The organism is Acinetobacter sp. Z1 (assembly GCF_024296945.1).
Taxonomy (GTDB): Bacteria; Pseudomonadota; Gammaproteobacteria; order Pseudomonadales; family Moraxellaceae; genus Acinetobacter; species Acinetobacter beijerinckii.
This window is the reverse complement of the sequence record NZ_CP101115.1, coordinates 458,654-485,116: the sequence shown is the minus strand read 5'-3', so window position 1 is coordinate 485,116 and position 26,463 is coordinate 458,654. Positions and strand designations below refer to the sequence as shown.

Here is a 26,463-nt window from a genome sequence, read left to right as displayed (position 1 = left end):
TTTAATACTGCTCAATATACGCGATATTATCCTGATTTAAAGAATAATTATAAATAAAAAAACCTCATGCATTAGCATGAGGTTTTGATAGAGCCTATTCGATTAAGACACTAATTTTGGCTTACGATCAGCTTGTTCGCCACGTTTGTGAAATTGTAAAACGCCATCATTGAATTTAGCATCTTTCAACTCTTTACGATCAGCTAAATAATTGTTAGTGATTTTCCAAGGTGCTTGTTTACCTTGTTTTGGCATAACATCTGCTGCACGAGCAATATATCCTGAAGACATCTTACCCATAATCGTATCTTGTTCACGCTGAGCAGGATCAGCATGTGCGATTACTTCATCGTAATCATTTTTATCCATATGGTTGATCAAGCGACAGATATAATCAGCAGCAATATCAACTTTCAACGTCCATGAAGCATTGATATAACCAATGATCATCGCCATGTTTGGTACATCACTGACCATAACACCTTGATAAAGCATATGGTTTGATGTATTCATTGGTTTGCCATCAATTGAACCTTGCACACCACCTAAAATCTGGATTTCTAGACCTGTTGCCGAAATAATAATATCAGCATCTAAATGTTTACCCGATTTTAATTGAATACCTTTCGCAGTAAATTTCTCAATTTGATCCGTTTCAACATTCGCTTTACCTTCGCGTAATGCTTTGAATAAATCACCGTCAGGTACGACACATAAACGTTGATCCCAAGGATTGTAGCTCGGAGTAAAGTGCTTCATATCCACTTTACCCTTAAGCTGCAATTCAATGCCTTTCAATAATAAACGACGTACTGTTTGAGGATATTTTTGTGCTAAAGCGTAAATACCGCGTTGCATACCAATGTTACGGGCACGGGTAAACTTATAAGCTGTTTCTTCAGACATAAATTTACGCGTTTTTTCATAAATAAAGTCGATTGAAGGAATAGTCGCAATATAAGAAGGAGAACGTTGTAGCATTGTGACATGACCAGCACCGCCTTTTACCATTGAAGGTACAAGGGTAATCGCTGTTGCACCACTGCCGATAATGACGACTTTCTTGCCAGTATAGTCTAAATTCTCAGGCCAATGCTGCGGATGAATGAGTTGACCTTTGAAATCCTCTTGATTAGGGAATTTAGGTGCATAGCCTTGATCATAGTTATAGTAGCCAGTACAGCCCATTACAAAATTCGCTGACCATGTTTGCTTTTTCTTATTGCTGTCCTCAATCTCAACTGCCCATTTTTTCTTTGCAGAATCATAGTTCGCAGACAATACACGATGGCCAAAATGAATTTTTTCTTTTAACTGATTTTCACTAATCACATCACTTAAATAGCTTTTAATCTCAGCACCGCTTGCAAGAACTTTATCTTTTGCCCATGGCTTAAAATTAAAACCAAAAGTAGACATATCCGAGTCTGAACGAATACCAGGATAACGGAATAAATCCCAAGTACCACCAAAACTTTCACGACGCTCTAAAATTTCAAATTTGCGTTGAGGGCAGTTTTTAGAGAGATGTACAGCCAACCCAATCCCAGAGATACCTGCACCAATAATGAGAACATCAACTTGCTTTTCCATTTTTTTTATACCCTGTGTAAATCATGTCTTTATTAAAGCACAAATTTGACAATACACAATGTCAAGTTTAGTCATTCATCGGTTTTTTCATATCACTTCGGGACATTTTGAGAAAAAAAGCGGATCAAAAATCCTGAGATTTTCGCTTGAGTTTCTTGAATGACAATGCAAAGTAAAGAAATAAACTTGTATAAAAGTTTGATGCTATTGCAAATAATCTTATCTAATAGCAGCACAGAATAACTTTCAAAAATGTCAAAATAGAGAAATAGGTTTTATTAAAAGAAATCTGATAGGTTTTCCGTTAGAATATCGTAAGTTGAACTATTAGGGATTTAGGAAGTTAAAAAGATCTTTTACCAACTAAGACAGTACTGTCTTTCGATGGCTGTAAATACACCCTAGTGCAAAAAAAGCTTCATTAAAAGCTCATCTGTGTATTTAGTATCATTTTTCAAAGCATTTTTTTCCACGCCATAAACCTGAAAGCCAAATCTTTGATAAAAATTAATTGCAGGCTGATTATCATCGGCAACAGTCAGTAAAATTTGTTCTACTTGCACTTTGCAATAAGCGATAACTGCGAGAAGCAATTCATTTGCAATCCCTTGTCTTTGAAATTCAGGTTCAATAAATACGCTAGATAGAACAGCCTTATGAGACATCTTTATTCCACTCTCTCGTGTTAAAGTCGCTAAACCTATAATTTTACCGTTATGATAGACGCCAAAAATCGTTGAACCTGATAAGCAGCTTTGAAAAAAGCTTAATGGCTTTACGACTTCTGAATCATAAGTAGAGCCAAACATTTCTGGAGCTTTCGCTAAAGCTGAAAGTCTAATCATTCTAAAATCATTCAGTTCAGCTACACCTAAAATTTTAATCTCAATATCTAACATATTTCTCTATTTGAGGTTTTTATAGTATTGCGACCTAATTTAACATACCAGCCAATCGCCAAAATCAGCATTAATAAAAAAATTATTATTTAGAATCTTTGTGTCTCAAAAACTATTAAAAAATCCAATAAAAAAGGTCGGTTATTACACCGACCTTTTTTGGAACAACTGACTGTTCTACACGTAGAAGTATTATTTTACTTCACGGTCAACGAGTTCAACGTAAGCCATCGGTGCAGCATCACCTGCACGGAAGCCCGCTTTAAGAACACGAAGATAACCGCCGTTACGTTCTTTGTAACGAGGGCCAAGAACGGTAAATAATTTACCAACAGTTGCTGCTGAACGAGTACGAGCAAACGCTAAACGACGGTTTGCAACAGTATCGTTTTTAGCCAAAGTGATTAAAGGCTCAGCAACACGACGAAGTTCTTTCGCCTTAGGCAAAGTTGTCTTAATTAACTCGTGCTCTACTAAAGCATTTGTTAAGTTTTGAAACAACGCCTTACGGTGGCTGCTTGTACGGCCTAATTTCACACCACTATTACGATGACGCATGGTGATAGTCCTACTTAATTAACGGCTACGATAGGCAAAACGGTCATCCATACGGAGACTAGCTGGTGGCCAGTTCTCTAAACGCATGCCGAGTTGTAAACCTTTCGATGCCAAAACATCTTTGATCTCTGTTAACGATTTTTTACCTAAGTTAGGAGTTTTTAACAACTCAACTTCAGTACGTTGAACAAGATCACCAATGTAGTAAATATTTTCTGCCTTCAAACAGTTAGCAGAACGAACAGTTAGCTCGAGATCATCTACTGGACGAAGCAAAATTGGGTCAACTTCTTCGCGAGGTTCTTGAGCAACTGGAGTTTGATCTTTCTGAAGATCAACAAAAATTGCAATTTGTTGTTGCAAGATTGTTGCCGCTTTGCGGATTGCTTCTTCTGGATCAACAGTTCCGTTAGTTTCAAGATCGATCACTAACTTATCAAGATCGGTACGCTGTTCTACACGAGCATTTTCAACTGTGTAAGAAACACGCTTGATTGGGCTATAAGAAGCATCTAACTGTAAACGACCAACAGGACGTGTTTCGCCTTCAGGGAAACGAGAGTCAGATGTTTCATAACCACGACCTTGAGCAACTTTAAGGCGCATTTTTAATGAACCAGAAGAACTCAAAGTACCGATTAAATGATCAGGGTTAACCACTTCAACATTATGAGGTAAACGAAGGTCAGCTGCTGTTACGTCACCTGCACCTTGTTTCTCTAATGTCAAATATGCTTCATTTTGATCGAACAGCTTAATAGACAATCCTTTTAGGTTCAGCAAGAGCTCGACGATGTCCTGCTGCAAGCCTTCTAAAGTACTGTACTCGTGCTCGACGCCTTCTATTTCAACTTCAACCACAGCAGCGCCAGGCAAAGAAGACAATAGAATGCGACGTAAAGCATTACCTAGAGTATGACCAAAGCCACGCTCTAAAGGTTCCAGAATCACTTTTGCCGAGGTCCCGCTCACCGCTTCGACCTTGATCGCTTGCGGAGTTAGAAACTCGTTTGCAGTACGCGTCATTTATTGCTACCTCAAGGATTATTTAGAATACAATTCTACAATCAAGCTTTCGTTGATTTCAGCAGGTAAATCAGAGCGATCTGGTGCAGCTTTAAACGTACCTTCTAACTTAGAATGATCAACTTCCATCCAAGCAGGGATACCACGTTGAGCAGCTAACTCAATTGCATTTTTAATACGCAATTGTTGTTTAGCACCTTCATGCACTGCAATTACATCACCAGCTTTTACTTGAATAGACGCAATGTTTACACGACGACCATTTAAAGTAATAGAACGGTGAGAAACTAACTGACGAGCTTCTGAACGTGTAGAACCAAAACCCATGCGATAAACTACGTTATCAAGACGGCTTTCAAGCAATTTCAACAAGTTTTCACCTGTTGCGCCTTTAACACGAGCTGCTTCTTTATAGTAGTTACTAAATTGACGCTCTAACACACCGTACATACGACGTACTTTTTGTTTTTCACGTAATTGTAGTGAATACTCAGATTGCTTACCACCACGAGCCTGACCATGTTGACCAGGTGCTTTATTGTGTTTTTTGGTTTTAACATCAAACGGTTTAACGCCTGATTTAAGTTGCAGGTCTGTCCCTTCGCGGCGAGAGAGTTTGCATTTTGGACCAATATAACGAGCCATGAATGTTTCTCCTTACACGCGACGTTTTTTAGGTGGACGGCAACCGTTGTGAGGAATTGGAGTCACATCGGTAATGCTGTTAATCTTATAACCCACTGCGCCTAATGCACGAACCGCAGACTCACGACCTGGACCAGGACCTTTTACAAGGACGTCTAGGTTTTTCAAACCGTAATCTAAAGCTGCTTTACCAGCAACTTCAGCAGCTACCTGAGCAGCAAACGGAGTTGATTTACGTGAACCACGGAAGCCTTGTCCACCTGAGGTAGCCCAAGCCAATGCATTACCTTGACGATCGGTAATCGTAACAATGGTGTTATTAAAAGACGCGTGAATGTGTGCAACACCTTCAGAGACGGTACGAGTGACCTTCTTGCGTGTGCGAGTATCTTTAGCCATCTTTTAGCTTCCAGAAATCTTACTTTTTAATCGGTTTGCGCGGACCTTTACGGGTACGTGCGTTAGTTTTGGTGCGTTGTCCGCGAACAGGCAAGCTGCGACGATGACGAAGACCGCGGTAGCAGCCTAAATCCATTAAACGTTTAATGTTCATGGAAATTTCGCGACGTAAATCACCTTCGGTCGGAACCTTAGCAACTTCTGCACGAATCGCATCAAGCTGAGCATCATCTAATTCACGAATTTTAGTGGTTTCAGAAATACCAACAGCAGCTAAGATGTTCTTAGACGTGTGGCGACCTACACCAAAAATATACGTGAGAGAGATAACAGCATGCTTGTTATCCGGAATGTTTACACCGGCAATACGAGCCATTCAATTTTCTCCAAAAAGGCAGTCAAGATAATCAACCGCCCCACAAAAATCTTGAGGGGCGGATAATAACCTAATTAGCCTACTGAAATCAACAGGTCTTAATTAAATTAACCTTGACGCTGCTTATGACGAGGTTCTGCGCTACAAATTACGCGAATAACCCCATTACGACGGATAACTTTACAGCTACCACAAATTTTCTTTACAGAAGCTTGTACTTTCATGATGAAACCTCTAAGTGCGCTTATCCCTTAGGATGAGCAGTCGTTTTTCTCATTAACGTTTGATTATCATATTGATGCGAAGTAAGGTGCGCTTGTAACTGCGCCATAAAGTCCATTACCACTACAACTACAATTAGCAATGATGTTCCACCCAAATGGAATGGAATACCAAAAGAACTCTGTAGCACCATAGGCATTAAACACACTACGGTAATGTAAATTGCACCAATAAATGTCAAACGGTTAAGAATATGATCTAAATAACGAGCCGTTTGCTCACCTGGGCGGATACCAGGTACATATGCCCCACTACGTTTTAAATTTTCTGAAACTTCTTTTGGACTAAATACGAGAGCCGTATAGAAATAACAGAAGAAAATAATTAACGCACCAAAAAGCATTAAATACAACGGCTGTCCAGGCGATAACACCAATGCCAAATCTTGCAAGCTACGCTTAACAATCCCTGCATTTGGATCAGCACTTCCTAACCATTGTCCCAAGCTCGCTGGAAATAATAACAAAGAGCTTGCAAAAATTGCTGGAATCACGCCTGCCATATTAATTTTTAATGGTAAGTGTGTTTGCTGTGCAGTAAATACGCGACGACCCTGCTGTTTTTGAGCATAGTTTACTGGAATACGACGTTGTGCTTTTTCAATAAACACAATCGCTGCTAAAACTGCTAACGATAATAAACCGAATACAGCTAAACCAATTAAACTACCTTGACCATTTTGTACAGATGAAAAAGACTGAATTACTAAACTCGGTAACCCGGCAACAATACCTGCAAAAATAATCATGGAAATACCATTACCAACACCACGTTCGGTAATCTGCTCTCCAAGCCACATCAAAAACATTGTTCCAGCGACTAAAGAAGTCAAAGCTGGAACATAGAATGCCAAGCCTGAAGTCAAAGTAATACCTTGACTGATCAGACCTGCGCACATCCCTACACCTTGCACGAGTGCAAGAAATAGAGTGCCATAACGTGTATATTGATTGATCTTACGTTTGCCTTGCTCGCCTTCTTTTTTCAAAGCTTCAAGCGATGGAACAACCGTAGACATCAGCTGCACAATAATCGATGCAGAAATGTACGGCATAATCCCCAATGCAAGAATCGACATGCGTTCTAATGCACCGCCTGAGAACATGTTAAATAAACCTAAGAAGGTACCTTCATTAGCTTTAAAAAACTGTGCAAGCGCCACATTATCAATACCCGGCAACGGAATATGCGCTCCTAGTCGAAAGACCAACAACGCGCCAATCAAAAACATTAATCGACGAATAATTTCACGATATTTCACATGAAACGGTTGGCCTTTCATCATGTTTACATGACCAGTAGAACTAGGAGTCATAGACACTCGAGATTACTCCTCGACTTTACCGCCAGCAGCTTCAACAGCAGCTTTAGCGCCTTTAGTCAACACGACACCTTGTACAGTGAACGCGCGAGTGATTTCACCAGAAAGTACGATGCGAGCACGAATTTGATCGCGACGAACAACATTCGCAGCTTTCAAAGTTTCAAGGCTAATAACATCACCTTCAACTTTATTCAACTCAGACAAACGCACTTCAGCAGTTTTCAAAGCGATTTGGCTAGTGAAACCGAATTTAGGCAAACGACGATATAACGCAGTTTGACCGCCTTCAAAGCCTGGACGAGTACCACCACTTTTACGTGAATTTTGACCTTTGACACCACGGCCACCAGTCTTACCAACGCCAGAACCGATACCACGGCCTAAACGACGATTTTCACGTTTAGCACCTTCTGCAGGTGCAAGTTCATTTAAACGCAGAGTCATGGCTTATTCCTCTACACTAACCATATAGTAAACTTTGTTGACCATACCACGGTTAGAAGGCGTATCTTGCACTTCTACAGTATGACCAATACGACGCAGACCAAGACCTTGTAAGCAAAGTTTATGATTTTTTAAACGATGCGAAGAAGATTTAGTCTGGGTAACTTTAATCGTTTTCATGATTGATTACCCTTGAATTTGTTCTACTGAAAGACCACGTTTTGCAGCGACTTTCTCAGGAGAAGTCATATCACGCAAACCTTTGAAAGTTGCGTTTACTACGTTAGCAGCGTTAGTAGAACCATAACATTTAGCAAGTACGTTATGTACACCAGCAGCTTCAAGAACAGCACGCATTGCGCCACCAGCAATTACGCCAGTACCTTCTGAAGCAGGTTGCATATACACACGGCTTGCACCATGACGAGCATTCACAGGGTGTTGTAAAGTAGTCCCCGCAAGGTCTACAGTAATCATGTTGCGACGTGCTGCTTCAAGTGCTTTAGAAATAGCAGCTGGAACTTCACGTGCTTTACCACGACCAAAACCTACACGACCATTACCATCACCCACAACAGTTAATGCTGTGAAAGAGAAGATACGACCACCCTTAACAACTTTGGCTACACGATCAACGGCAACCAGCTTTTCAACGAGACCTTCGTTTTGTTCAACTTTCGCCATGATTAGAACTCCAAGCCGCCTTCACGAGCAGCATCAGCCAAGGCTTTGATACGACCATGATATTTAAAACCAGAACGGTCAAATGCAACTTTAGTAACACCAGCTGCTTTAGCACGTTCTGCGATTAAAGCACCAACTTTAGTTGCTGCATCGATATTACCAGTCGCACCACTACGCAATGATGTATCCAAAGTTGAAGCTTGCGCTAAAACTTTGCCACCATCTGCTGAAATGACTTGAGCATAGATGTGACGCGGAGTGCGGTTTACACACAAACGAGTCGCACCCAATGCACGAATGTGCAAGCGTGTGCTTTTCGCACGACGCAAACGGGTTTGTTTCTTTTCGTTCATAAGAACCTCGCGCCTTATTTCTTCTTAGCTTCTTTACGAAGAATAACTTCATCCGAATAACGAACACCTTTACCTTTATACGGTTCAGGAGAACGATATGCACGGATTTCCGCTGCTACTTGACCTAACAACTGCTTATTTGCTGATTTCAAAATGATTTCAGTAGCAGTTGGAGTTTCCGCTGTTACACCTTCTGGTAAAGCGTAGTCAATCGGGTGTGAGTAACCTAAAGCAAGGTTAACAACAGAACCTTTAACCGCAGCTTTATAACCAACACCAACGAGTTGTAACTTGCGTTCGAAGCCTTCACTAACACCTTTTACAAGGTTATTCAATACAGCGCGAGCAGTACCAGCTTGCATCCAAGCGTCTTTCGACTCTTTTACCGGAGCAAGTTGAAGTGTACTATCTTCCTGTTTAAGCTCGACCAGCGCATGCAGGTTGAAAGACAATGTACCTTTGCTGCCTTTCACTTCGACCTGCCGGCCGTTCTTAGTAACTGTTACACCATTAGGTACAGTTACTGGGGCTTTAGCCACACGAGACATGAGGAATCACCTATTAAGAAACAAAAGCAATAACTTCACCACCGATGCCCGCAGCACGTGCAGCGCGATCAGTCATGATGCCTTTGCTTGTAGAAACAATTGCAATACCCAAACCTTGCTTAACGCTCGGTAATTTATCTTTACCACGGTATTGACGTAGACCTGGACGGCTTACGCGCTTAACCGTTTCGATAACTGGTTTGCCTTCGAAATATTTTAACGTAATAGTCAAAGTAGATTTTGTCTCTTCTTGAGCCACTTCTACATTTGAAATATAACCTTCTTGTTGAAGTACGTTTGCAATAGAAACTTTCAACTTAGAAGACGGCATAGAAACGGTTTGTTTCTTTGCCATTTGTGCGTTACGAACACGTGTTAACATGTCGGCAACGGTATCTTGCATACTCATTTAGTCGCTCCTTACCAGCTTGCTTTAACAACGCCTGGTACATCACCCTGCATTACTGTATCGCGTAATTTGTTACGGCTTAAACCGAACTTACGGAAGTAACCATGAGGACGACCAGTTAAACCACAGCGGTTACGAAGACGTACTGGAGATGCATTACGTGGTAATGCTTGTAATTTTAGCGTCGCGGCGAAACGTTCTTCGTCAGTTGCATTTACATTTGCAATCGTTGCTTTTAATTCAGCACGTTTTGCAGCGTATTTTGCTACTGTCTTTTCGCGTTTCAATTCGCGATTAATCATACCTTTCTTAGCCATATCGACCTCTTATTTGAACGGGAAGCCGAATGCACGCATAAGCGCACGGCCTTCGTCATCGCTACGAGCAGTGGTCGTAATAGTGATATCTAAACCACGGATACGATCAATTTTATCAAAATCGATTTCAGGGAAAACGATCTGCTCTTTTAAACCCATAGAGTAGTTACCACGACCATCAAATGATTTCGCTGAGAAACCACGGAAGTCACGGATACGAGGGATTGCGATCGAGATCAAACGATCCAAGAATTCGTACATTTGGTCGCCGCGTAAAGTAACTTTACAACCGATCGGCCAACCATCACGGATTTTGAAACCAGCAATTGATTTACGAGCAAGAGTCACAACTGGTTTTTGACCAGCAATGAGTTGCATATCAGCAACAGCACCATCTAATAATTTCTTATCAGTTGCAGCTGCGCCCACACCCATATTCAGTGTGATTTTAGTAATGCGTGGAATTTCCATCACATTCTTAATGCTAAGTTCTTCTTTTAACTTCGCTTTAAGTTCTTCATTGTAACGTGCTTTAAGTCTGGCCATCGCCTATTCAACCTATTACTTCGCTACCGCCACTGATTCACCATTTGATTTATAAACACGAGTTTTCGCGCCATCAATCACTTGGTAACCAATACGGTCAGCCTTTTGGGTTGTAGCATTAAAAATTGCCACGTTTGAAATATGAAGCGTAGCTTCTTGAGTAACGATGCCGCCTTCAGCGCCAGTTACACGGTTCGGCTTTTGATGCTTCTTCACTAAGTTAAGACCTTCGACCTTAACTCGATCTTCAGAAATTGACAAAACAACACCTTGTTTGCCTTTTTCTTTACCTGCGATCACAATTACTTGATCGCCTTTTTTAATCTTAGCCATGATTGCCTCTTATAGAACTTCAGGAGCCAATGAAATGATTTTCATGAACTGTTCAGTACGAAGTTCACGAGTCACTGGTCCGAAGATACGAGTCGCAATCGGAGCTTTATTGTTGTTCAAAATAACAGCTGCGTTATCGTCGAAACGAATAACTGAACCGTCTGGACGACGGATGCCGAATTTTGTACGAACAACTACAGCATTCATCACGTCACCTTTTTTAACACGTGCGCGTGGGATTGCTTCTTTTACAGTAACTTTAATAATGTCGCCAACTGAAGCATAACGACGGTGTGAACCACCTAGTACTTTAATACATTGTACGCGGCGTGCACCACTGTTGTCTGCTACGTCGAGCATACTTTCGGTTTGAATCATTGCCCTACTCCAAAACCGAGCATCACCGGTCACAATTTCGAAAGGCTCAAAGAGTACTCGAAATTGTCCGATGATGCAACAAGAACGTCTAATTACTCAGCAGCAGCTTCAACTACTTCCACTAAAGTCCAAGCTTTAGTTTTAGAAATTGGGCGGCTTTCTTTGATGGTTACCAAGTCGCCGGTTTTAGCAACATTGTTCTCATCATGAGCGTGTAATTTAGTTGAACGGCGGATTGATTTGCCATACAACGGGTGTTGAACGCGGCGTTCAATAAGCACAACAATAGACTTGTCCATTTTGTCGCTTACGACTTTGCCGGTTAACGTGCGGACTGTTTTTTCACTCATTGTCCGTTCCCCTGTTTTTCGGTAAGGAGTGTCTTGATACGAGCAATTGTCTTACGAGCAATTTGCACTTCATGCGATTTGCCTAATTGACCAGTTGCTTTTGCCATACGAAGACGGAATTGGTTAAGCTGTTGCTCATCAAGCAAAGCTTTCAACTCTTCTACCGATTTTTCACGTAGATCTTTAGTTTTCATTACATTACCGTCCGAGTCACGATAGTGGTTTTAAACGGAAGTTTAGCAGCAGCTAAAGCAAATGCTTCACGCGCCAACTCATCGCTCACACCTTCAATTTCGTACAGGATCTTACCTGGCTGAATCTGGCAAACCCAGTATTCCACACTACCTTTACCTTTACCCATACGAACTTCTAATGGTTTTTCGGTAATTGGTTTGTCTGGGAATACGCGGATAAAGATTTTACCACCACGTTTAATACGACGGCTAATGGTACGACGTGCAGCTTCGATCTGACGCGCAGTCATACGACCACGTTCAGTCGCTTTAATCGCAATCGAACCAAATGATACTGTACTACCACGGTGCGCTAGACCAGTGTTACGGCCTTTGTGCACTTTACGGAATTTGGTACGTTTAGGTTGCAACATGGATTATTCTCCCTTGTCAGCAGCACGGTCACCGCGACGACCACGACGCTCTTGACCTTCACCACGACCACGACCACGTTTAGCTGGACGATCTTCAGCAGGAGCAGGGTTCATGACTTGTTTCATGCCACCTAAGATCTCACCACGGAAAATCCAAACTTTAACACCGATCGTACCGTAAGTTGTTTCAGCACGCATAGTTGCATAGTCGATGTCCGCACGAAGCGTATGCAAAGGTACACGACCTTCACGATACCATTCTGTACGAGCAATCTCTGCACCGCCTAAACGACCAGAAACCTCAACTTTGATACCCTTAGCACCAGCACGCATTGTGTTTTGTACCGCACGCTTCATAGCACGACGGAACATTACACGTTTTTCTAATTGAGAAGCGATTGCTTCAGCAACTAGACGCGCATCTAAGTCAGGGCGATCAATTTCATTGATGCTAACTTGCGCTGGAACACCCATAATATTGGTGAGTTCGCGCTGTAATTTCTCAATGTCTTCGCCTTTCTTACCAATAACGATACCTGGACGAGCAGTGCTAATTGTTACTTTAGCAGCACCTGTAGGACGTTCGATAAGAATATTGCTCACCATCGCATTCTTAAGTTTTTTCAATAAAAACTCACGAACTTGAAGATCCTTAAGCAAATATTCAGCGTATTGTTTCGGACTCGCATACCAGTTAGCGTTATGACGTTTCACAACACCTAGGCGGATACCGATTGGATGAACCTTCTGACCCATATCAAACCCCTACCTTAACGGTGATGTGACAAGTACGCTTAGTAATACGATCTGCACGGCCTTTAGCGCGTGGCATAATACGTTTAAGGCTCACACCTTCATCAACGTAAATCGTAGTTACTTTAAGGTCATCAACATCTAAGCTGTTATTGTGTTCAGCATTTGCGATAGCAGACTCTAGTGCTTTTTTAACAAGCACAGCTGCTTTCTTATTGCTGAAATTCAAAATATCAAGCGCGCGCGCAATCGATTTACCACGGATCAAATCAGCAACTAAACGTGCTTTTTGTGCCGAGATAGCGGCACCGCGTAATTTTGCAGTTACTTCCATCATAGCACCTATTAACGTTTAGACTTCTTATCAACACCGTGACCACGATAGGTACGAGTTGGTGCGAATTCACCAAGCTTATGTCCAACCATGTGCTCAGTAATGATTACTGGAACGTGGTTACGACCATTGTGAACAGAAATTGTTAAACCAACAAAATCTGGCAGGATCATTGAACGACGAGACCATGTCTTGATCGGCTTACGGTTGTTAGCAGCAACAGCAGCTTCAACCTTAGCGAACAAGTGCGCGTCGACGAATGGACCTTTTTTTAATGAACGAGGCATTATTCAGATTCCTTTACTTGACGCGACGGTCGCGAATAATCATCTTAGTCGTACGCTTATTGGTACGTGTCTTGTACCCTTTAGCCTTTTGACCCCATGGACTTACAGGTTGGATACCTTTACTACGTCCTTCACCACCACCGTGTGGATGGTCAACTGGGTTCATCGCCATACCACGAACGGTAGGACGAACACCACGCCAGCGCGCAGCACCAGCTTTACCCAATGAACGAAGGTTGCTTTCTTGGTTAGATACTTCACCAATTACAGCACGGCATTCAACGTGTACTTTACGCATTTCACCTGAACGTAAGCGAATGATTGCGTAAGAACCATCACGACCTAACAACTGAACCGAAGTACCAGCAGAACGTGCGATTTGAGCACCTTTACCGATTTTAAGTTCAATGTTATGAAGCGTAGAACCGATAGGCATGTTACGAAGTGGTAAACAGTTACCTGGACGAATTGGAGCATCATTACCAGATTGAACTTTATCACCTGCACGTAAACCTTTAGGCGCAATAATATAACGACGCTCACCATCAGCATACAATACAAGTGCAATGTGTGCTGTACGGTTAGGATCGTATTCAATACGCTCTACAGTCGCTGGAATACCATCTTTATTACGCTTAAAGTCAACGATACGGTAGTTTTGTTTATGACCACCACCTACGTGACGCGTAGTAATGTGACCGTTATTATTACGACCACCAGTACGTTTTTTAGCTTCTACCAACGGAGCATAAGGCGCGCCTTTGTGAAGATGGTCATGAACCACTTTCTCTACAAAGCGACGTCCTGGAGACGTTGGCTTACATTTTTGAATTGGCATAATTCTCGTCCTTATTCCGCTGCGTTTTCAGCGGTATCGCCCAAGTCAGCCATTTCAACATCTTGGCCAGCTTTCAGGGTGACGTATGCTTTTTTCACATCAGAACGACGTCCTAATGTTTTACCAAAGCGCTTAGTTTTACCTTTAGTGATCGTTGTATTTACTTTAACAACTTCAACACCAAAGAGTTTTTCAACTGCTTTTTTGATTTCAAGTTTAGTAGCATTAATATCTACTTTAAAAACTTGAACACCAGCAGTATCACCTAAAACTTGTGCTTTTTCTGAGAATACTGGTCCTTGAAGGACTTGATAGATACGTTCGTTGTTCATCCGAGTTCTACCTCAATTTTCTTAGCAGCAGCAACAGACATTACAACTTTGTCGAATGCGATCAAGCTAACTGGATCAATAGCAGTTGCATCTACCACATCTACGTGTGGAAGGTTGCGCGCTGCAAGATACAAGTTCTCATCAACAGCATCTGTAATGATCAAAGCACGAGTTGCGTTCAAGTCTGTAAGTTTTGCAAGCAAGTCTTTAGTTTTTGGAGCTGCAACAGCAAACTCTTCAACTAACACAAGACGATCTTGGCGAACAAGTTCAGCTAAGATACATTGCATTGCACCGCGATACATTTTACGGTTTACTTTTTGAGACCAATCTTGTGGGCGAGCAGCAAAAGTTTTACCACCACCTACCCAGATTGGGCTACGAATAGAACCCGCACGAGCGCGACCAGTACCTTTTTGACGGAATGGTTTTTTACCACCGCCAGAAACATCTGCACGTGATTTGTGAGCACGAGTACCTTGACGACCACCAGCTAAATAAGCTGTAACAACTTGGTGTACAAGAGCTTCGTTAAATTCACGTCCGAAAGCAACTTCAGACAATTCAACAGCAGAGCCGGAAACAGTTTTTAAATTCACAGTATTTCCCCTCAGGCCTTAATGGTAGGACGCACAACAACGTCACCGCCAGTTGAACCAGGAATAGCACCTTTAACAACTAAAACAGAACGTTCAGCGTCAATAGATACAATTTCAAGACCTTGAACTGTTACGCGTTCATCACCTAAGTGACCAGCCATTTTTTTGCCTTTGAACACGCGACCAGGAGTCTGGTTTTGACCTGTAGAACCTAATACACGGTGAGATACAGAGTTACCATGTGTAGCATCTTGCGTACGGAAGTTCCAACGCTTAACACCACCTTGGAAACCTTTACCTTTAGACTGACCAGTTACGTCAACAATTTGACCCACTGTGAACATGTCAACACCGATAGAAGCACCAACTTCACGACCTTCAAGCTCAGCTTCAGTAACACGGAACTCTTTAACTAAACGACCAGCTGCAACACCTGCTTTCGCAAAGTGACCTTTCTGAGCGTTAGTTACGCGTGATTCACGACGTTCACCAGTAGTTACTTGAATTGCTTGATAACCATCAGTTTCAAGTGTTTTGATTTGCGTAATGCGGTTTGGATCGACTTCGATAACTGTAACAGGTACAGATACACCAGCATCTGTAAAGATGCGAGTCATACCACATTTGCGACCGACTAAACCAATAGCCATGTGCATAAACCTCTAAAAAAGCGGCCTAATTAACTTAAATCGTTAATTAACCGAAAGCCTTAACCCAAAGCGATCTGAACATCTACACCAGCAGCAAGATCTAACTTCATCAATGCATCAACAGTTTTATCTGTTGGTTGAACGATATCGATCAAGCGTTTGTAAGTGCGGATTTCATACTGGTCACGAGCGTCTTTGTTGACGTGTGGTGAAGTAAGAACGTTGAAGCGTTCGATGCGAGTAGGCATCGGGATTGGACCACACACTTGTGCGCCAGTACGCTTAGCGGTTTCTACGATTTCTTGAGCAGATTGATCAATCAGGCGATGATCAAAAGACTTCAAACGGATACGAATTCTCTGGTTAGACATACCAGTAAACTCCAAGCCAAATATATAAAGAATCACCCATGACGCACCTCACCTTTTCGGTAAGTGTCAAGGGCAGTGAAAATCACTAAGGTCATGATCGATGCCACGACTGTAATGCATTTACTACTTTCTTCGTAGTAAACGCCCTCCATTTGAGGGTCGCTCATTATAACGATTGTTTAAGTCTTATGCAATTCTTGATTTTATTTTTTTGTTTTTATCTTTGCTCAAGCATTCACCACATATTCGATCGCTCGATTTAACAGTTGATTGCCCTGCTCAAATTTAGCTTGTATTGATTTTTTTAGATCTGATATAGGTTGTACATACTGACCATTGAAAACGGCCATATCTTCTTCATTTTCGATTAAAAGCTGCAAAGCATGCGGTGTGATTTCTGGGTGAAATTGAAAGCCCAAAACATTTCGACCGATTTGATAAAGTTGATTTCTACAAACATCGTTTTCCGCTAAGCGAACACCCCCTCTTGGAATTTCAAAAGTTTCACTATGCCATTGCATAATATTTATTTTTTCTGGAATCTGAAAATAATTCTCAGGGATATGTGAAGCTCGTCCTACATCCATCCACCCAAGTTCTTGGTAAGTATTACGGCTTACTGCTGCTCCTAATGCATTAGCAATTAACTGACCACCCAGACATAAACCAATTGCAGGTTTTCCTGCCGCCAAATAACGACGCAACCATCGTTTTTCTAACTTTAACCAAGGATAATTTGCTTCATCATTCACACTCATGGTGCCCCCCATAATAATCAGCAGATCTACTTCATCTACTCTTGGAAGCGCCTCTAATTCGAGCGGCAAATCAACAGGTAATGCAAAAAACTCTGTTGCCGTTATTTTTGCTTTATGAGCCTTTAAAAAATTATAACAACTTCCAAAACCCTCACCGGCAATGTGCTGAAAATAATGCACTCTTAAATGCGACTTCATGCGCTAAAACCTATTATCGTTAGAATGATATCTAGTCTTTGCAAAAATAAAGCCAGTTTTTTATTTTTTATTTTATCTGTAACGATTCTGTACAAAACATCCAAATAACTAGCAGCTTTTGTGATTTTCTCTTAACCTAAATTATTATTTCAATTTAATTTTGCCCCATGACAGCACATAAAAAAACTCAAACTCAATTGATCCACGCACCACGAAAAGCACCTCAATACATCGAAACAGTACAACCTCCCTTATTCCGTGCATCAACAATCATTTTCAAATCAACATCGCACCTTTTTGATCGTCATTGGACTGATGCTTATGATTATAGTTATGGTACACATGGCACGCCCACCACTTTTACCTTAGCCGATAATATTGCTCAAATTGAAGGAGGAACATATTGCTTACTTGCACCAAGTGGTTTATCTGCGATTAATTTAGTGAATAGTGCAGTATTACACTCAGGAGATGAAGTCTGGGTAGCAGACAATATTTATGGCCCCAACCTTGAACATTTAAACAATCTACAAGCTCGGTATGGCATTCAGGTTAAAATTTACAATCCGATTGATGCCAATAGTTTTCAACCGACTGAAAAAGCGAAACTGATTTGGTTAGAAGCAGCAGGATCTGTCACGCTAGAGTTTCCTGATTTAAAAAACTTAGTTAAAAAAGCACAACAAGCCAATATGCTCACTGCACTGGATAATACATGGGGTGCAGGACTGGCTTTCAATGCATTTGATTTTTCTAATGAACATCTCAGCGTTGATATAACCGTACATGCACTGACCAAGTATCCAAGCGGAGGCGGCGATATTCTGATGGGCTCAGTGGTTACTCGCGATCAACAACTCCATCACAAGCTATATCGCATGCATGCGATTCAAGGCATTTCAGTTTCGGGTGATGATACTGCACAAATCCAACGCAGTTTGGCGCATATGTCACTGCGCTATGATCAACAATCCAAAAGCGCAGTCACTCTACTGGATTGGTTACAACAACAACCGTATTTCAGCCAAGTCTTACATCCAAGCCATGCAGATTCCGCAGGTCACTCATTTTGGTCAGAAATTTGTACCACTGGAAAAAGTGCAGGCTTAGTCAGTGTTATTTTCAAACCCGAATATGATCTCGCTGCGATTCAAAAATTCTGCGACAGCCTCAGCCTTTTTAAATTGGGATTCAGCTGGGGCGGCCCAATCAGCCTAGCAATGCTGTATGACCTCAAACAAATGCGCTCACTGGAAAATACACATTTACAACAAGGATTATTGGTTCGTTTCTGCATAGGACTAGAACATCCAGAAGATTTAATTCAAGATATTCAAAACGCATTAAAACAGATCGAATGAAACTAAAATAGGTGAAGAATGAGTACACCAATTATTATTGCAAAAAAAACCACAGACACAACACAAGATATTGTTTTACATTCACAATTTGCAAATAGACATGGCTTGATTGCTGGTGCAACTGGTACGGGTAAAACAGTTACCCTAAAAGTACTAGCTGAAAGCTTTTCTCGGCTTGGCGTGCCAGTATTTCTAGCCGATGCAAAAGGTGATGTCTCTAGTCTCGCCAAACCCGGTGCCAGCAACCCCAAATTTGATGAACGCCTGAAAAGCCTGCAATTAGACGCGATTCCTTTTGCAGCATCTCCTGTGATTTTTTGGGATTTATTTGGTGAGCAAGGTCACCCTATTCGCACCACGATTTCTGAAATTGGTCCTTTATTATTAGCCCAAATGCTCAATCTGAATGACACACAAGAAGGCGTGCTTTCAGCAGTATTCCGTGTTGCCGATGATCAAGGTTTATTATTAATTGACTTTAAAGATTTAAAAGCAATGCTGACCTATGTCAGCGAAAATGCTTCTGATTTAAAAGCAGAATATGGCAACCTCTCTCCTGCCAGCCTTGGAGCAATTCAACGTAATTTATTGGCATTGGCAGATCAAGGTGGTGAACAGTTCTTCGGTGAACCGAGTCTCAATATTCTTGATTTCATTCAGACTAACACCAATGGTCATGGCTATATTAACATCTTAGCTGCTGACAAATTGATGAATACGCCAAAGCTATATGCAACATTCTTACTTTGGATGATGTCAGAACTGTTTGAACAGTTACCTGAAGTCGGCGATATGGATAAGCCAAAGTTGGTATTCTTCTTCGATGAAGCGCATTTACTGTTTGATAATGCCAGTCCAGCATTACAACAAAAGATTGAACAAGTGGTTCGGTTGATTCGCTCTAAAGGTGTCGGGATCTATTTCATCACCCAGAACCCACTCGATCTTCCCGAAAGCGTACTAGGACAATTGGGGAATCGTGTGCAACATGCACTACGTGCATTTACACCAAAAGATCAAAAGGCAGTTAAAACCGCAGCGGATACTTTCCGTGCCAACCCAGAATTTAAAGTCGACCAAGCCATTACCGAACTTGCGGTCGGTGAAGCTTTGATTAGTTGCCTAGATGAACAAGGAACACCTCAAATTGTAGAACGTGGTTGGGTCATGCCTCCTTATTCATCTTTTACGCCAATCACACCACAAGAGCGTCAAGTCTTAATTGCGCAAAGCATAGTTGCTGGTGTCTATGATCAAGCTGTTGATCGAGATAGCGCCTATGAAAGACTACAACAAAAAGTATTGCTGCAGTCTCAACAAAAACAAGCGGATGAGTTAGCAAAACAACAAAGTAAAGAACAAGACGCTTTAGCCAAGCAACAGGCGAAAGAACAAGAGCGATTTGCTAAAGAGCAACAAAAAGCGGCAGAAAAAGCGCAGCGAGATCGAGAGAAACTAACGCAGGATATTGTGGGAACTTTTGCTAAGAGCGCTGCACGCAGCTTAGGTGGCAGTACTGGGCAAAAAATTGTGCGTGGCTTACTCGGTTCATTATTCGGTAAAAAATAATTCCATACTTCTTTGTAAATTAAGGGATAATAAATTATCCCTTAATTTTTTTATGGTTTTTATTTAAATATGCATTGCAAATACATCTTATAAGGTATATTTTAAATACATCTTATAAATGATAGCCAAGAGAGATCAAGCATGACTCCACAGCAAATTGACCTAGTAAAAGCCACTGTTCCTGTATTGCGTGAAAATGGTGTTGCACTCACTGGTTATTTTTATAACCGCATGTTAGGTAATAACCCTGAATTAAAAGAAACTTTTAACATGGGTCATCAACGCAGTGGTGCTCAAGCTCAAGCACTTGCGGGGGCGGTGTTGGCATATGCAGAAAATATCGAAGACCCTTCTGTACTTTTACCTGTCGTAGAAATGATTGCACATAAGCATGTGAGCTTAAATATTCAATCACCCGATTACGGGATTGTAGGTGAGAACCTACTTCACTCCATCAGTGAAGTACTGAGCATCTCTATGGATGATCCACTCATTGATGCATGGGCTGCCGCTTATGGTCAATTGGCAGACCTATTTATCAGCACTGAAAAAGCTATTTATGATCAACACCAACAAACTCAAGGGAGTTGGCTAGGTTGGCGTAATTTCAAAATTGCCAAGAAGGTCATAGAAAGTGATGAGATTACCTCGTTCCATCTATCCCCTATTGATGGTGGCGACTTACCAAAATATGAAGCAGGTCAATACATATCAATTCGTGTATTCGTTGAGGAACTTGGTTTAAGACAGCCACGCCAATATACACTTTCGACTTGTCCACAGTCAGATTACCTGCGTATCTCGGTAAAACGCGAAGATGAAAAAGGCGAGTTAGCGAGTGGTTGGGTATCTAGCACTCTACATGGCTTAGCTGAAGGCTCTGAAATTGAAGTGTCTGCACCAACAGGTAATTTCTATTTGATCGATAGCAGTAAGCGTAATGTCTTTATTAGTGGTGGTGTAGGATTAACACCAATGATTGCAATGCTGAACCAGTTAGTAACTTTGGATATGCCACAACCTGTTAGCTTTATTCATGCTTGTCGTAGCAGCCAAGTGCATGCCATGAAAAAGCATATTCATGAGCTAAAAGAAAAATATTCACGTCTGAGTACATTCACTGCTTATGAATTTCCTCATGCCGATGATGTATTAGGCGAAGATTATGATGTTGCAGGTCGTTTAGATTTAAGTAGCATCGATGCCGCACTATTACCAACCCATGCTGACTATTATTTATGTGGTCCAATGCCATTTATGGCAGAACAGCATAAAGCCTTAGTTGCGCGTGGCATACCTGTTGAAAATATTCACAGTGAAGCATTCGGTACAGGTGGCGTAAAACTCAGTTAATCAGCGCTGCGTTTTGCATAGGGCTAGTCTATGTTAGACTAGCCCTTTCTATTTATAGCAATAGATTGAGTGAAACCCATGCAACTTAATAAGTTTACTGATTATGCGCTCAGAATTCTAATGTATGTCGCTCGTCCGAGTGATGTACCCTATACGATTGCAGATATCGCTCAAGACTTGCATGTCTCACAAAATCACTTAGTGAAAATTGTTCATTTCATGGGCAAACAACAATGGATTGTGACCATTCGAGGGAAAGGTGGTGGTCTTCGTTTAAATCCAGAGGCCAAAAAACTGAAATTAGGTGAAATTGTTCGTATCTTACAAGGCAACCATCAAATTGTAGAATGCAATACTCCCCCTTGTGTTTTGCGTTCGCACTGTGGTCTGAAAGGACTTTTAGATCAGGCTTTAGAATGCTTTTATCAAAGTCTTGACCAATATACACTTGGTGAAGTAGTACAGCATGGTATTTTGCCTTCATCTACACACTCAAATATTAATTTTTTAGAAATCGTTCAGAAAGCTTAAAGATCGCATACAGATGAGGATTCGCACGAACGCCTCACATCCTTTATAATGGTCGTTGCTATTTCTATTCAAAAGTAAGCTTCTATGCGTCGCAGTGAAAAATCGAAAGACACCAAAGCCAAACTCGCACCTAAAGAAAAGATCAGTTATGAAAAAAAGACCGATCCTGCATTAACCGCATATGCAGTACAGTCTTTAAATTGGCTACGCCAAGCTGAGTTTCTGATGAGTGCGCCAAAACTGGCTTTGTGCGTAGAAGATACTGGCTATGAAATTGCTTTTGCAGGTCGTTCTAATGCAGGGAAATCAAGTGCTATCAATGCCTTGACCAATCAAAAACAATTGGCACGTGCATCAAAAAGACCTGGTCGTACACAAATGATCAACTTTTTTAGCTTGGGCAACCCCGATCAACGCTTAGTCGATTTACCTGGCTACGGTTACGCCGCTGTACCTGAAGCAATGAAAATCGTGTGGCAAAAAGAGCTAGAAAATTATTTGATTCATCGTCAAAGCTTACAAGGCTTAGTGCTATTGATGGATATTCGCCATCCTTTACAACATTTTGACTTGATGATGTTGGAATGGGCCCATTCTCGTCATTTATTTGTGCATATTCTTTTAACCAAAGCAGATAAACTCAATCGTGGCCCTGCCAATAAAACATTACTTGATGTCAAACAACAATTGAAAAAAATGAAACTCGATTTTTCAATTCAACTGTTTTCTTCATTGAATAAAATTGGTTTAGAAGAATTAGCAAGTGTTATGGGTGGTCGCCTGAATTTCACACTCGATCAACCAAGTGAATTTGATTTAACGCAGATCCCAGAAGCATCAGAAACTGACACTGAAGAATAAATAATGCATTTTTTGCAACTTGATGCATAAAATAATTTTTAATTGTCCCGAATTGCTAAACACAAACACTAGGTAGTTTACATATACTGCTTAGTGTTGGTTCATTGCACTATCGATTAGGACTAAACGATGAAATTACTATCATTTGTGAAGAACAAAGTTCTTGGTTCTTCGATTGACTATAAAATCCTCCCACGCAAAGTAAAATTTGACTGGGAAAAAACGCCAGTAGATTGGATTCCAAACCAACCTTTTGCCAGCTATTTTATTAATGAAATTAACAATATTTTACCTGCTGGTGAATTTTGGTTTTGCCGTTTGTACAACAAAGTTCTGCCTGAAATTACCGATGAAAAATTAAAAGAAGATGTTCAAGCTTTTATTCGTCAGGAAGCAATGCATGCGGTAGCACACACTTCTGCAAACAAAGAGTATCTAAGTCAACGTAATATCGATATTCAACGTAATCTCGATATTATGGATTTCTTGTTTACTAAAGCACTGGCTGATAAACCTTTTGATAAAGAAGTTCCTAAGTTTTTAGAACATCAATGGGATTTGTTCCGCCTAGGTGTGATTGCAACTGTAGAACACATGACCTGTGTGCTTGGTAAATATGCGCTATACAATAAACGCTGGGAAGAGTTAGGCGCAGACCCTGAAATGATTGATCTGATTAAATGGCATGGCTCTGAAGAAATCGAACATCGTACCGTTGCATTTGATCTTTATCGCCATTTAGGCGGTGGTTATATTGCCCGTTATTATCTCAGTGTTGCCGTGATTGTAGGTGTACTCGGCTTATGGGTTGATGGCGCAGCGCATATCATGAGTCAAGATCCTCGCTTCGCTGACAAGAAACCAAGTCTATTCAAACCTTGGATTTGGTTAGAATGGTATAAACAAGGACGCAAAGACGATCAAGTTCTACCGAATCCAATTTGGTTGGTAGCACAGCAAATTGACTACTTAATGCCTTGGTATGATCCTGTGAAAGAAGGTAATACCCTAGACGCTGTGAACTATTTGAATAATTCACCTGCCGCTAAACGCGCATTACAGCCAGCAGCATAACTGAAATTTGCAACAAAAAAAGCAGGAGTTCATTCCTGCTTTTTTTGTTGTTTAAATTGGTATATCAATCAGCTCAACTCAGTTTCTGCTTTTTTAGCATAACGATCAACGACTACACTAATCATCATATCCCCTTGGACATTGACCACGGTACGTACCGTATCCAATAACCGATCAATCGGCAGTAAAATTGCAATCGCTTCCGCAGGTAAACCAACAGATTGTAAAACCATAATCATGGTCACCATACCTGCACTTGGAATACCTGGCGCTCCCAGTGATGCGATCATTGCCGTTAAACACACAATAATTTGCTGTGTCAGACTTAACTCCAAGCCCATCAAATTCGCAATAAATAAGGCCGCGGCAGCTTCATATAGCGCAGTACCATCCATATTTAATTGCGTGCCTAAGGGGATGACAAAACCCGCTGTTTGAGGACGTACCCCTAAATTCTCTTGGGCACACTTCATACTTAAAGGCATCGTGGCTGAACTTGAACTGGTTGCAAAAGCTGTAACCAATGCTGCTCTCGCCCCTCGAAAGAACGTCATCGGATTCATTCTTCCAAATACCCATAGCAATGCAGGTAAAACCACAGCACCATGAAAAATGGTTGTTCCTGTAACAACCACCGCAAACTCTGCCAGTCGGCTTAAAACCGAGAGATCCTCAGTCGCAATGAGCTTAGCCAATAAAGCAAAAATACCAATTGGTGCGAGTTTCATTACCCAACCAACTAGCATCATCATAATTTCAAAAAATTGCTGACTAATTTGACGTACAACATTAAAGCGCTCACCGCCTTTGACCAATGCAACACCTAAAAAGAGTGCAAATACAACAACGGCGAGGACATTCCCCTCACTAAAGGCTTTAAATGGATTAATCAGTGTATTTTGAATAAAATTGGTTAAAAAGCTTGAAGGCGTGAGTGTATCTGGCGATTGATGACTTTGCATGTCGGCTTGAAAGATACTGATATCAACACCCTTTCCCACCTCAAAAATATGAGCACAAGTAAGTCCTAAAATCAGCGCTAAAGTCGTGGTTGTAACACAACTCAGAGCTGTAATTTTCCAAACCCGTCCAAATTGCCCGCCCGCTTGTAAATTTGAAACACCCACGACAATCGAGCTAAAGATAAGTGGGATTAAAAGCATTTTTAACAAGCCGATAAAAATACTACTTAAAATACCTAAACCATATAAGCTATTTGCGACAAAAATAGTTTCAGGGTAAGCGGTCAATAAAAGTCCGAATGCAAGCCCCAATACTGCGGCAATTAAAATCTGAGTATTTAAATTCATACTGATTAATAAAAGTTTTCTCTTAGCGGTACTATCGCATGTGAATTTTTAAGAATCGAGCAATTTTTTGTCACAACCTTATAATAAAAAAGCCATCATGCTGATGGCTTTAGATTAACAATTGATATTTGCATAAATTGTAAATTACTGCGTTTCGATTTCTCTGAGCCGAATCAAACCTTCTTGAACGGTGCTGCAAACCAGCTGACCATTTTGCCACATTTTGCCAAAGTTCAAACCGCGTGAACTTGCGCTAATAGTTGCTTCCATATCGTATAACATCCATTCATCCGCACGCAGTGGGCGATGGAAATAAATCGTATGATCAATACTTGCGCACTGTAAATTAGGTGATATCCACGATAGTCCATGTGGACGTAAAGCGGTCGTCATTAAGGTAAAATCTGAATAAAATGCAACGATTGCCTGATGTAGTGAGATTTCATCTATATTCTGCGGGATGTTGTCATGGGTGCGAATATAGTGTGCGTAAAACGGCGCCTCAGGTTGTGGTTGAAACGGATTCACCGCCTGTATTGGTCGAATTTCCACATGACGCTCACGCATAAAACTAGCACGAACATTTTCTGGAACGAAGTTAATAATACTTTCTTTTAATTCTTTTTCAGATTTCAAGTTTTCAGGAGCAGGATATTCTGGCTCTTTGTGTTGATAATTTAAGCCTTCTTCTGGATTGGCAAAAGATACCATCGCCGAAAAAATAATTCGACCATGCTGAATAGCACGAACCTGACGACTGGCAAAGCTTTTACCATCTCTTAACGAATCAACTTCGTAAATGATAGGCGCATCAACGTCTCCACCATACAAAAAATAAGCATGTAGAGAATGTGCAGGACGATTCGTTGTATATGAGGCTGCTCGTAACGCTTGTCCTAAAACTTGTCCGCCGAATACACGTTTACCGACCAAGTTACGGCTATTACCTCGGAAAATATTGTTTTCTATTCTTTCTAAGGTCAAAAGTTCGACAAGTTCTTGAGTCAAAGCATTCATGTAATAACCATCCAGCAGCAATGAGGAGAGATTCACTTGAGCAAACGAAAATTTACTCAAAGTACGCAGCGAAGTCAGGGCAATAATATTGACAGACAGAAACAGCCTGAATTGATTGTGCCACAAATTCCAATAAATATGCTCAGGATAAAATGATTCGTCCGTCACATTAATTTATATATATACCCGCTAAAAA

The 26,463-nt window shown here is 41.1% G+C and carries 38 protein-coding genes and 1 pseudogene; 6 read left to right on the top strand and 33 right to left on the bottom strand.

The features are described from left to right. Positions 1-102: 102 nt before the first annotated feature. The 31 genes and pseudogenes from NGC85_RS02320 to NGC85_RS02170 form a co-directional block, all read right to left on the bottom strand. Positions 103-1,593: an NAD(P)/FAD-dependent oxidoreductase gene (locus NGC85_RS02320; RefSeq protein WP_254804707.1), complete on the bottom strand. Its 1,491-nt coding sequence runs from the start codon at positions 1,591-1,593 to the stop codon at positions 103-105. 401 nt (positions 1,594-1,994) lie between these two features. Next, a complete protein-coding gene (locus NGC85_RS02315) occupies positions 1,995-2,492 on the bottom strand; it encodes a GNAT family N-acetyltransferase (RefSeq protein ID WP_254804706.1) in 498 nt (165 codons plus the stop codon). A 192-nt stretch (positions 2,493-2,684) separates the two neighbouring features. Beyond that, positions 2,685-3,050 (bottom strand): 50S ribosomal protein L17, encoded by a 366-nt coding sequence (rplQ, locus tag NGC85_RS02310; RefSeq protein WP_004641032.1) that lies wholly within the window; start codon positions 3,048-3,050, stop codon positions 2,685-2,687. Between the two features lie 18 nt (positions 3,051-3,068). After that, on the bottom strand, positions 3,069-4,076 hold the full coding sequence (rpoA, locus tag NGC85_RS02305; RefSeq protein ID WP_004660372.1) for a DNA-directed RNA polymerase subunit alpha: 1,008 nt from the start codon (positions 4,074-4,076) through the stop codon (positions 3,069-3,071). An 18-nt stretch (positions 4,077-4,094) separates the two neighbouring features. Then, positions 4,095-4,721 carry a 30S ribosomal protein S4 gene (gene rpsD / locus NGC85_RS02300; RefSeq protein ID WP_004641035.1) on the bottom strand — a complete coding sequence of 209 codons (627 nt, stop codon included), beginning with the start codon at positions 4,719-4,721 and terminating at the stop codon, positions 4,095-4,097. Between the two features lie 12 nt (positions 4,722-4,733). Next, positions 4,734-5,120, bottom strand: coding sequence for a 30S ribosomal protein S11 (rpsK, locus tag NGC85_RS02295; RefSeq protein ID WP_001040166.1), 387 nt, complete (start codon positions 5,118-5,120; stop codon positions 4,734-4,736). A 19-nt stretch (positions 5,121-5,139) separates the two neighbouring features. Beyond that, positions 5,140-5,496, bottom strand: a complete 357-nt coding sequence (gene rpsM / locus NGC85_RS02290; RefSeq protein ID WP_005052018.1) for a 30S ribosomal protein S13 — start codon at positions 5,494-5,496, stop codon at positions 5,140-5,142. A gap of 107 nt (positions 5,497-5,603) precedes the next feature. Then, the gene (gene rpmJ / locus NGC85_RS02285; protein WP_000867907.1) at positions 5,604-5,720 is read right to left on the bottom strand and encodes a 50S ribosomal protein L36; all 117 of its coding nucleotides are present in this window, start codon (positions 5,718-5,720) and stop codon (positions 5,604-5,606) included. 20 nt (positions 5,721-5,740) lie between these two features. Further along, positions 5,741-7,060, bottom strand: coding sequence for a preprotein translocase subunit SecY (gene secY, locus NGC85_RS02280; protein ID WP_171065728.1), 1,320 nt, complete (start codon positions 7,058-7,060; stop codon positions 5,741-5,743). Positions 7,061-7,105: 45 nt separating this feature from the next. Continuing rightward, entirely contained in the window at positions 7,106-7,546 is a 441-nt protein-coding gene (rplO, locus tag NGC85_RS02275) for a 50S ribosomal protein L15 (RefSeq protein ID WP_005052020.1), read from the bottom strand. 3 nt (positions 7,547-7,549) lie between these two features. Next, positions 7,550-7,726, bottom strand: a complete 177-nt coding sequence (gene rpmD / locus NGC85_RS02270; protein ID WP_003653652.1) for a 50S ribosomal protein L30 — start codon at positions 7,724-7,726, stop codon at positions 7,550-7,552. Positions 7,727-7,732: 6 nt separating this feature from the next. Further along, a complete protein-coding gene (gene rpsE, locus NGC85_RS02265; RefSeq protein WP_004657688.1) occupies positions 7,733-8,230 on the bottom strand; it encodes a 30S ribosomal protein S5 in 498 nt (165 codons plus the stop codon). A 2-nt stretch (positions 8,231-8,232) separates the two neighbouring features. After that, positions 8,233-8,583 carry a 50S ribosomal protein L18 gene (gene rplR / locus NGC85_RS02260; protein ID WP_005052022.1) on the bottom strand — a complete coding sequence of 117 codons (351 nt, stop codon included), beginning with the start codon at positions 8,581-8,583 and terminating at the stop codon, positions 8,233-8,235. A 14-nt stretch (positions 8,584-8,597) separates the two neighbouring features. Beyond that, entirely contained in the window at positions 8,598-9,131 is a 534-nt protein-coding gene (rplF, locus tag NGC85_RS02255; RefSeq protein ID WP_005052023.1) for a 50S ribosomal protein L6, read from the bottom strand. 13 nt (positions 9,132-9,144) lie between these two features. Continuing rightward, positions 9,145-9,540, bottom strand: coding sequence for a 30S ribosomal protein S8 (gene rpsH, locus NGC85_RS02250; RefSeq protein WP_005052024.1), 396 nt, complete (start codon positions 9,538-9,540; stop codon positions 9,145-9,147). An 11-nt stretch (positions 9,541-9,551) separates the two neighbouring features. Further along, entirely contained in the window at positions 9,552-9,857 is a 306-nt protein-coding gene (gene rpsN, locus NGC85_RS02245; RefSeq protein ID WP_005052026.1) for a 30S ribosomal protein S14, read from the bottom strand. Positions 9,858-9,866: 9 nt separating this feature from the next. Beyond that, positions 9,867-10,403, bottom strand: coding sequence for a 50S ribosomal protein L5 (gene rplE / locus NGC85_RS02240; RefSeq protein ID WP_005052027.1), 537 nt, complete (start codon positions 10,401-10,403; stop codon positions 9,867-9,869). Between the two features lie 15 nt (positions 10,404-10,418). Then, positions 10,419-10,736: a 50S ribosomal protein L24 gene (rplX, locus tag NGC85_RS02235; RefSeq protein WP_005052028.1), complete on the bottom strand. Its 318-nt coding sequence runs from the start codon at positions 10,734-10,736 to the stop codon at positions 10,419-10,421. 9 nt (positions 10,737-10,745) lie between these two features. Then, the gene (gene rplN / locus NGC85_RS02230) at positions 10,746-11,114 is read right to left on the bottom strand and encodes a 50S ribosomal protein L14 (protein WP_004657680.1); all 369 of its coding nucleotides are present in this window, start codon (positions 11,112-11,114) and stop codon (positions 10,746-10,748) included. Positions 11,115-11,206: 92 nt separating this feature from the next. Beyond that, positions 11,207-11,464: a 30S ribosomal protein S17 gene (gene rpsQ, locus NGC85_RS02225; RefSeq protein ID WP_004641057.1), complete on the bottom strand. Its 258-nt coding sequence runs from the start codon at positions 11,462-11,464 to the stop codon at positions 11,207-11,209. Next, positions 11,461-11,658, bottom strand: coding sequence for a 50S ribosomal protein L29 (rpmC, locus tag NGC85_RS02220; RefSeq protein ID WP_000849927.1), 198 nt, complete (start codon positions 11,656-11,658; stop codon positions 11,461-11,463). Before rpmC ends, rpsQ begins: the two co-directional genes overlap by 4 nt. Continuing rightward, a complete protein-coding gene (rplP, locus tag NGC85_RS02215) occupies positions 11,658-12,071 on the bottom strand; it encodes a 50S ribosomal protein L16 (protein WP_004657678.1) in 414 nt (137 codons plus the stop codon). Before rplP ends, rpmC begins: the two co-directional genes overlap by 1 nt. Next, positions 12,011-12,827: pseudogene (rpsC, locus tag NGC85_RS02210) on the bottom strand (30S ribosomal protein S3). Before rpsC ends, rplP begins: the two are co-directional and overlap by 61 nt. Position 12,828: 1 nt before the next feature. Further along, the gene (gene rplV / locus NGC85_RS02205) at positions 12,829-13,158 is read right to left on the bottom strand and encodes a 50S ribosomal protein L22 (protein ID WP_004672999.1); all 330 of its coding nucleotides are present in this window, start codon (positions 13,156-13,158) and stop codon (positions 12,829-12,831) included. Positions 13,159-13,169: 11 nt separating this feature from the next. Beyond that, on the bottom strand, positions 13,170-13,445 hold the full coding sequence (gene rpsS, locus NGC85_RS02200; protein ID WP_004985338.1) for a 30S ribosomal protein S19: 276 nt from the start codon (positions 13,443-13,445) through the stop codon (positions 13,170-13,172). Positions 13,446-13,458: 13 nt separating this feature from the next. Then, positions 13,459-14,283, bottom strand: coding sequence for a 50S ribosomal protein L2 (rplB, locus tag NGC85_RS02195; protein ID WP_005052033.1), 825 nt, complete (start codon positions 14,281-14,283; stop codon positions 13,459-13,461). 11 nt (positions 14,284-14,294) lie between these two features. Beyond that, a complete protein-coding gene (gene rplW, locus NGC85_RS02190) occupies positions 14,295-14,615 on the bottom strand; it encodes a 50S ribosomal protein L23 (protein WP_005052035.1) in 321 nt (106 codons plus the stop codon). Further along, positions 14,612-15,214, bottom strand: a complete 603-nt coding sequence (gene rplD / locus NGC85_RS02185; protein ID WP_004804113.1) for a 50S ribosomal protein L4 — start codon at positions 15,212-15,214, stop codon at positions 14,612-14,614. Before rplD ends, rplW begins: the two co-directional genes overlap by 4 nt. An 11-nt stretch (positions 15,215-15,225) precedes the next feature. Continuing rightward, a complete protein-coding gene (rplC, locus tag NGC85_RS02180) occupies positions 15,226-15,864 on the bottom strand; it encodes a 50S ribosomal protein L3 (protein ID WP_005052036.1) in 639 nt (212 codons plus the stop codon). A gap of 59 nt (positions 15,865-15,923) precedes the next feature. Further along, on the bottom strand, positions 15,924-16,235 hold the full coding sequence (gene rpsJ / locus NGC85_RS02175; protein ID WP_000070912.1) for a 30S ribosomal protein S10: 312 nt from the start codon (positions 16,233-16,235) through the stop codon (positions 15,924-15,926). Between the two features lie 227 nt (positions 16,236-16,462). After that, on the bottom strand, positions 16,463-17,191 hold the full coding sequence (locus NGC85_RS02170) for a type 1 glutamine amidotransferase (protein ID WP_005059719.1): 729 nt from the start codon (positions 17,189-17,191) through the stop codon (positions 16,463-16,465). A 167-nt stretch (positions 17,192-17,358) separates the two neighbouring features. On the opposite strand from NGC85_RS02170, the gene NGC85_RS02165 reads away from it, so the two are divergent. From NGC85_RS02165 to NGC85_RS02140, 6 genes are all read left to right on the top strand, one after another. Further along, complete coding sequence (locus tag NGC85_RS02165) at positions 17,359-18,552, top strand: PLP-dependent transferase (RefSeq protein ID WP_254804705.1); 1,194 nt, start codon at positions 17,359-17,361, stop codon at positions 18,550-18,552. An 18-nt stretch (positions 18,553-18,570) separates the two neighbouring features. Then, positions 18,571-20,121, top strand: coding sequence for a helicase HerA-like domain-containing protein (locus tag NGC85_RS02160; RefSeq protein ID WP_254804704.1), 1,551 nt, complete (start codon positions 18,571-18,573; stop codon positions 20,119-20,121). Between the two features lie 141 nt (positions 20,122-20,262). After that, positions 20,263-21,474, top strand: a complete 1,212-nt coding sequence (gene hmpA / locus NGC85_RS02155) for an NO-inducible flavohemoprotein (protein WP_254804703.1) — start codon at positions 20,263-20,265, stop codon at positions 21,472-21,474. Between the two features lie 78 nt (positions 21,475-21,552). Next, positions 21,553-22,005 carry an Rrf2 family transcriptional regulator gene (locus NGC85_RS02150; protein ID WP_005052043.1) on the top strand — a complete coding sequence of 151 codons (453 nt, stop codon included), beginning with the start codon at positions 21,553-21,555 and terminating at the stop codon, positions 22,003-22,005. 84 nt (positions 22,006-22,089) lie between these two features. Further along, positions 22,090-22,866: a ribosome biogenesis GTP-binding protein YihA/YsxC gene (gene yihA, locus NGC85_RS02145; protein WP_005059726.1), complete on the top strand. Its 777-nt coding sequence runs from the start codon at positions 22,090-22,092 to the stop codon at positions 22,864-22,866. A gap of 129 nt (positions 22,867-22,995) precedes the next feature. Next, positions 22,996-23,940 (top strand): metal-dependent hydrolase, encoded by a 945-nt coding sequence (locus tag NGC85_RS02140; RefSeq protein ID WP_254804702.1) that lies wholly within the window; start codon positions 22,996-22,998, stop codon positions 23,938-23,940. Between the two features lie 68 nt (positions 23,941-24,008). Here the strand turns inward: NGC85_RS02140 and NGC85_RS02135 are convergent, their stop codons facing one another. Beyond that, positions 24,009-25,250 carry a dicarboxylate/amino acid:cation symporter gene (locus NGC85_RS02135; RefSeq protein ID WP_254804701.1) on the bottom strand — a complete coding sequence of 414 codons (1,242 nt, stop codon included), beginning with the start codon at positions 25,248-25,250 and terminating at the stop codon, positions 24,009-24,011. 144 nt (positions 25,251-25,394) lie between these two features. Further along, a complete protein-coding gene (locus NGC85_RS02130) occupies positions 25,395-26,267 on the bottom strand; it encodes an acyl-CoA thioesterase II (protein WP_169109372.1) in 873 nt (290 codons plus the stop codon). Positions 26,268-26,463 lie beyond the last annotated feature (196 nt).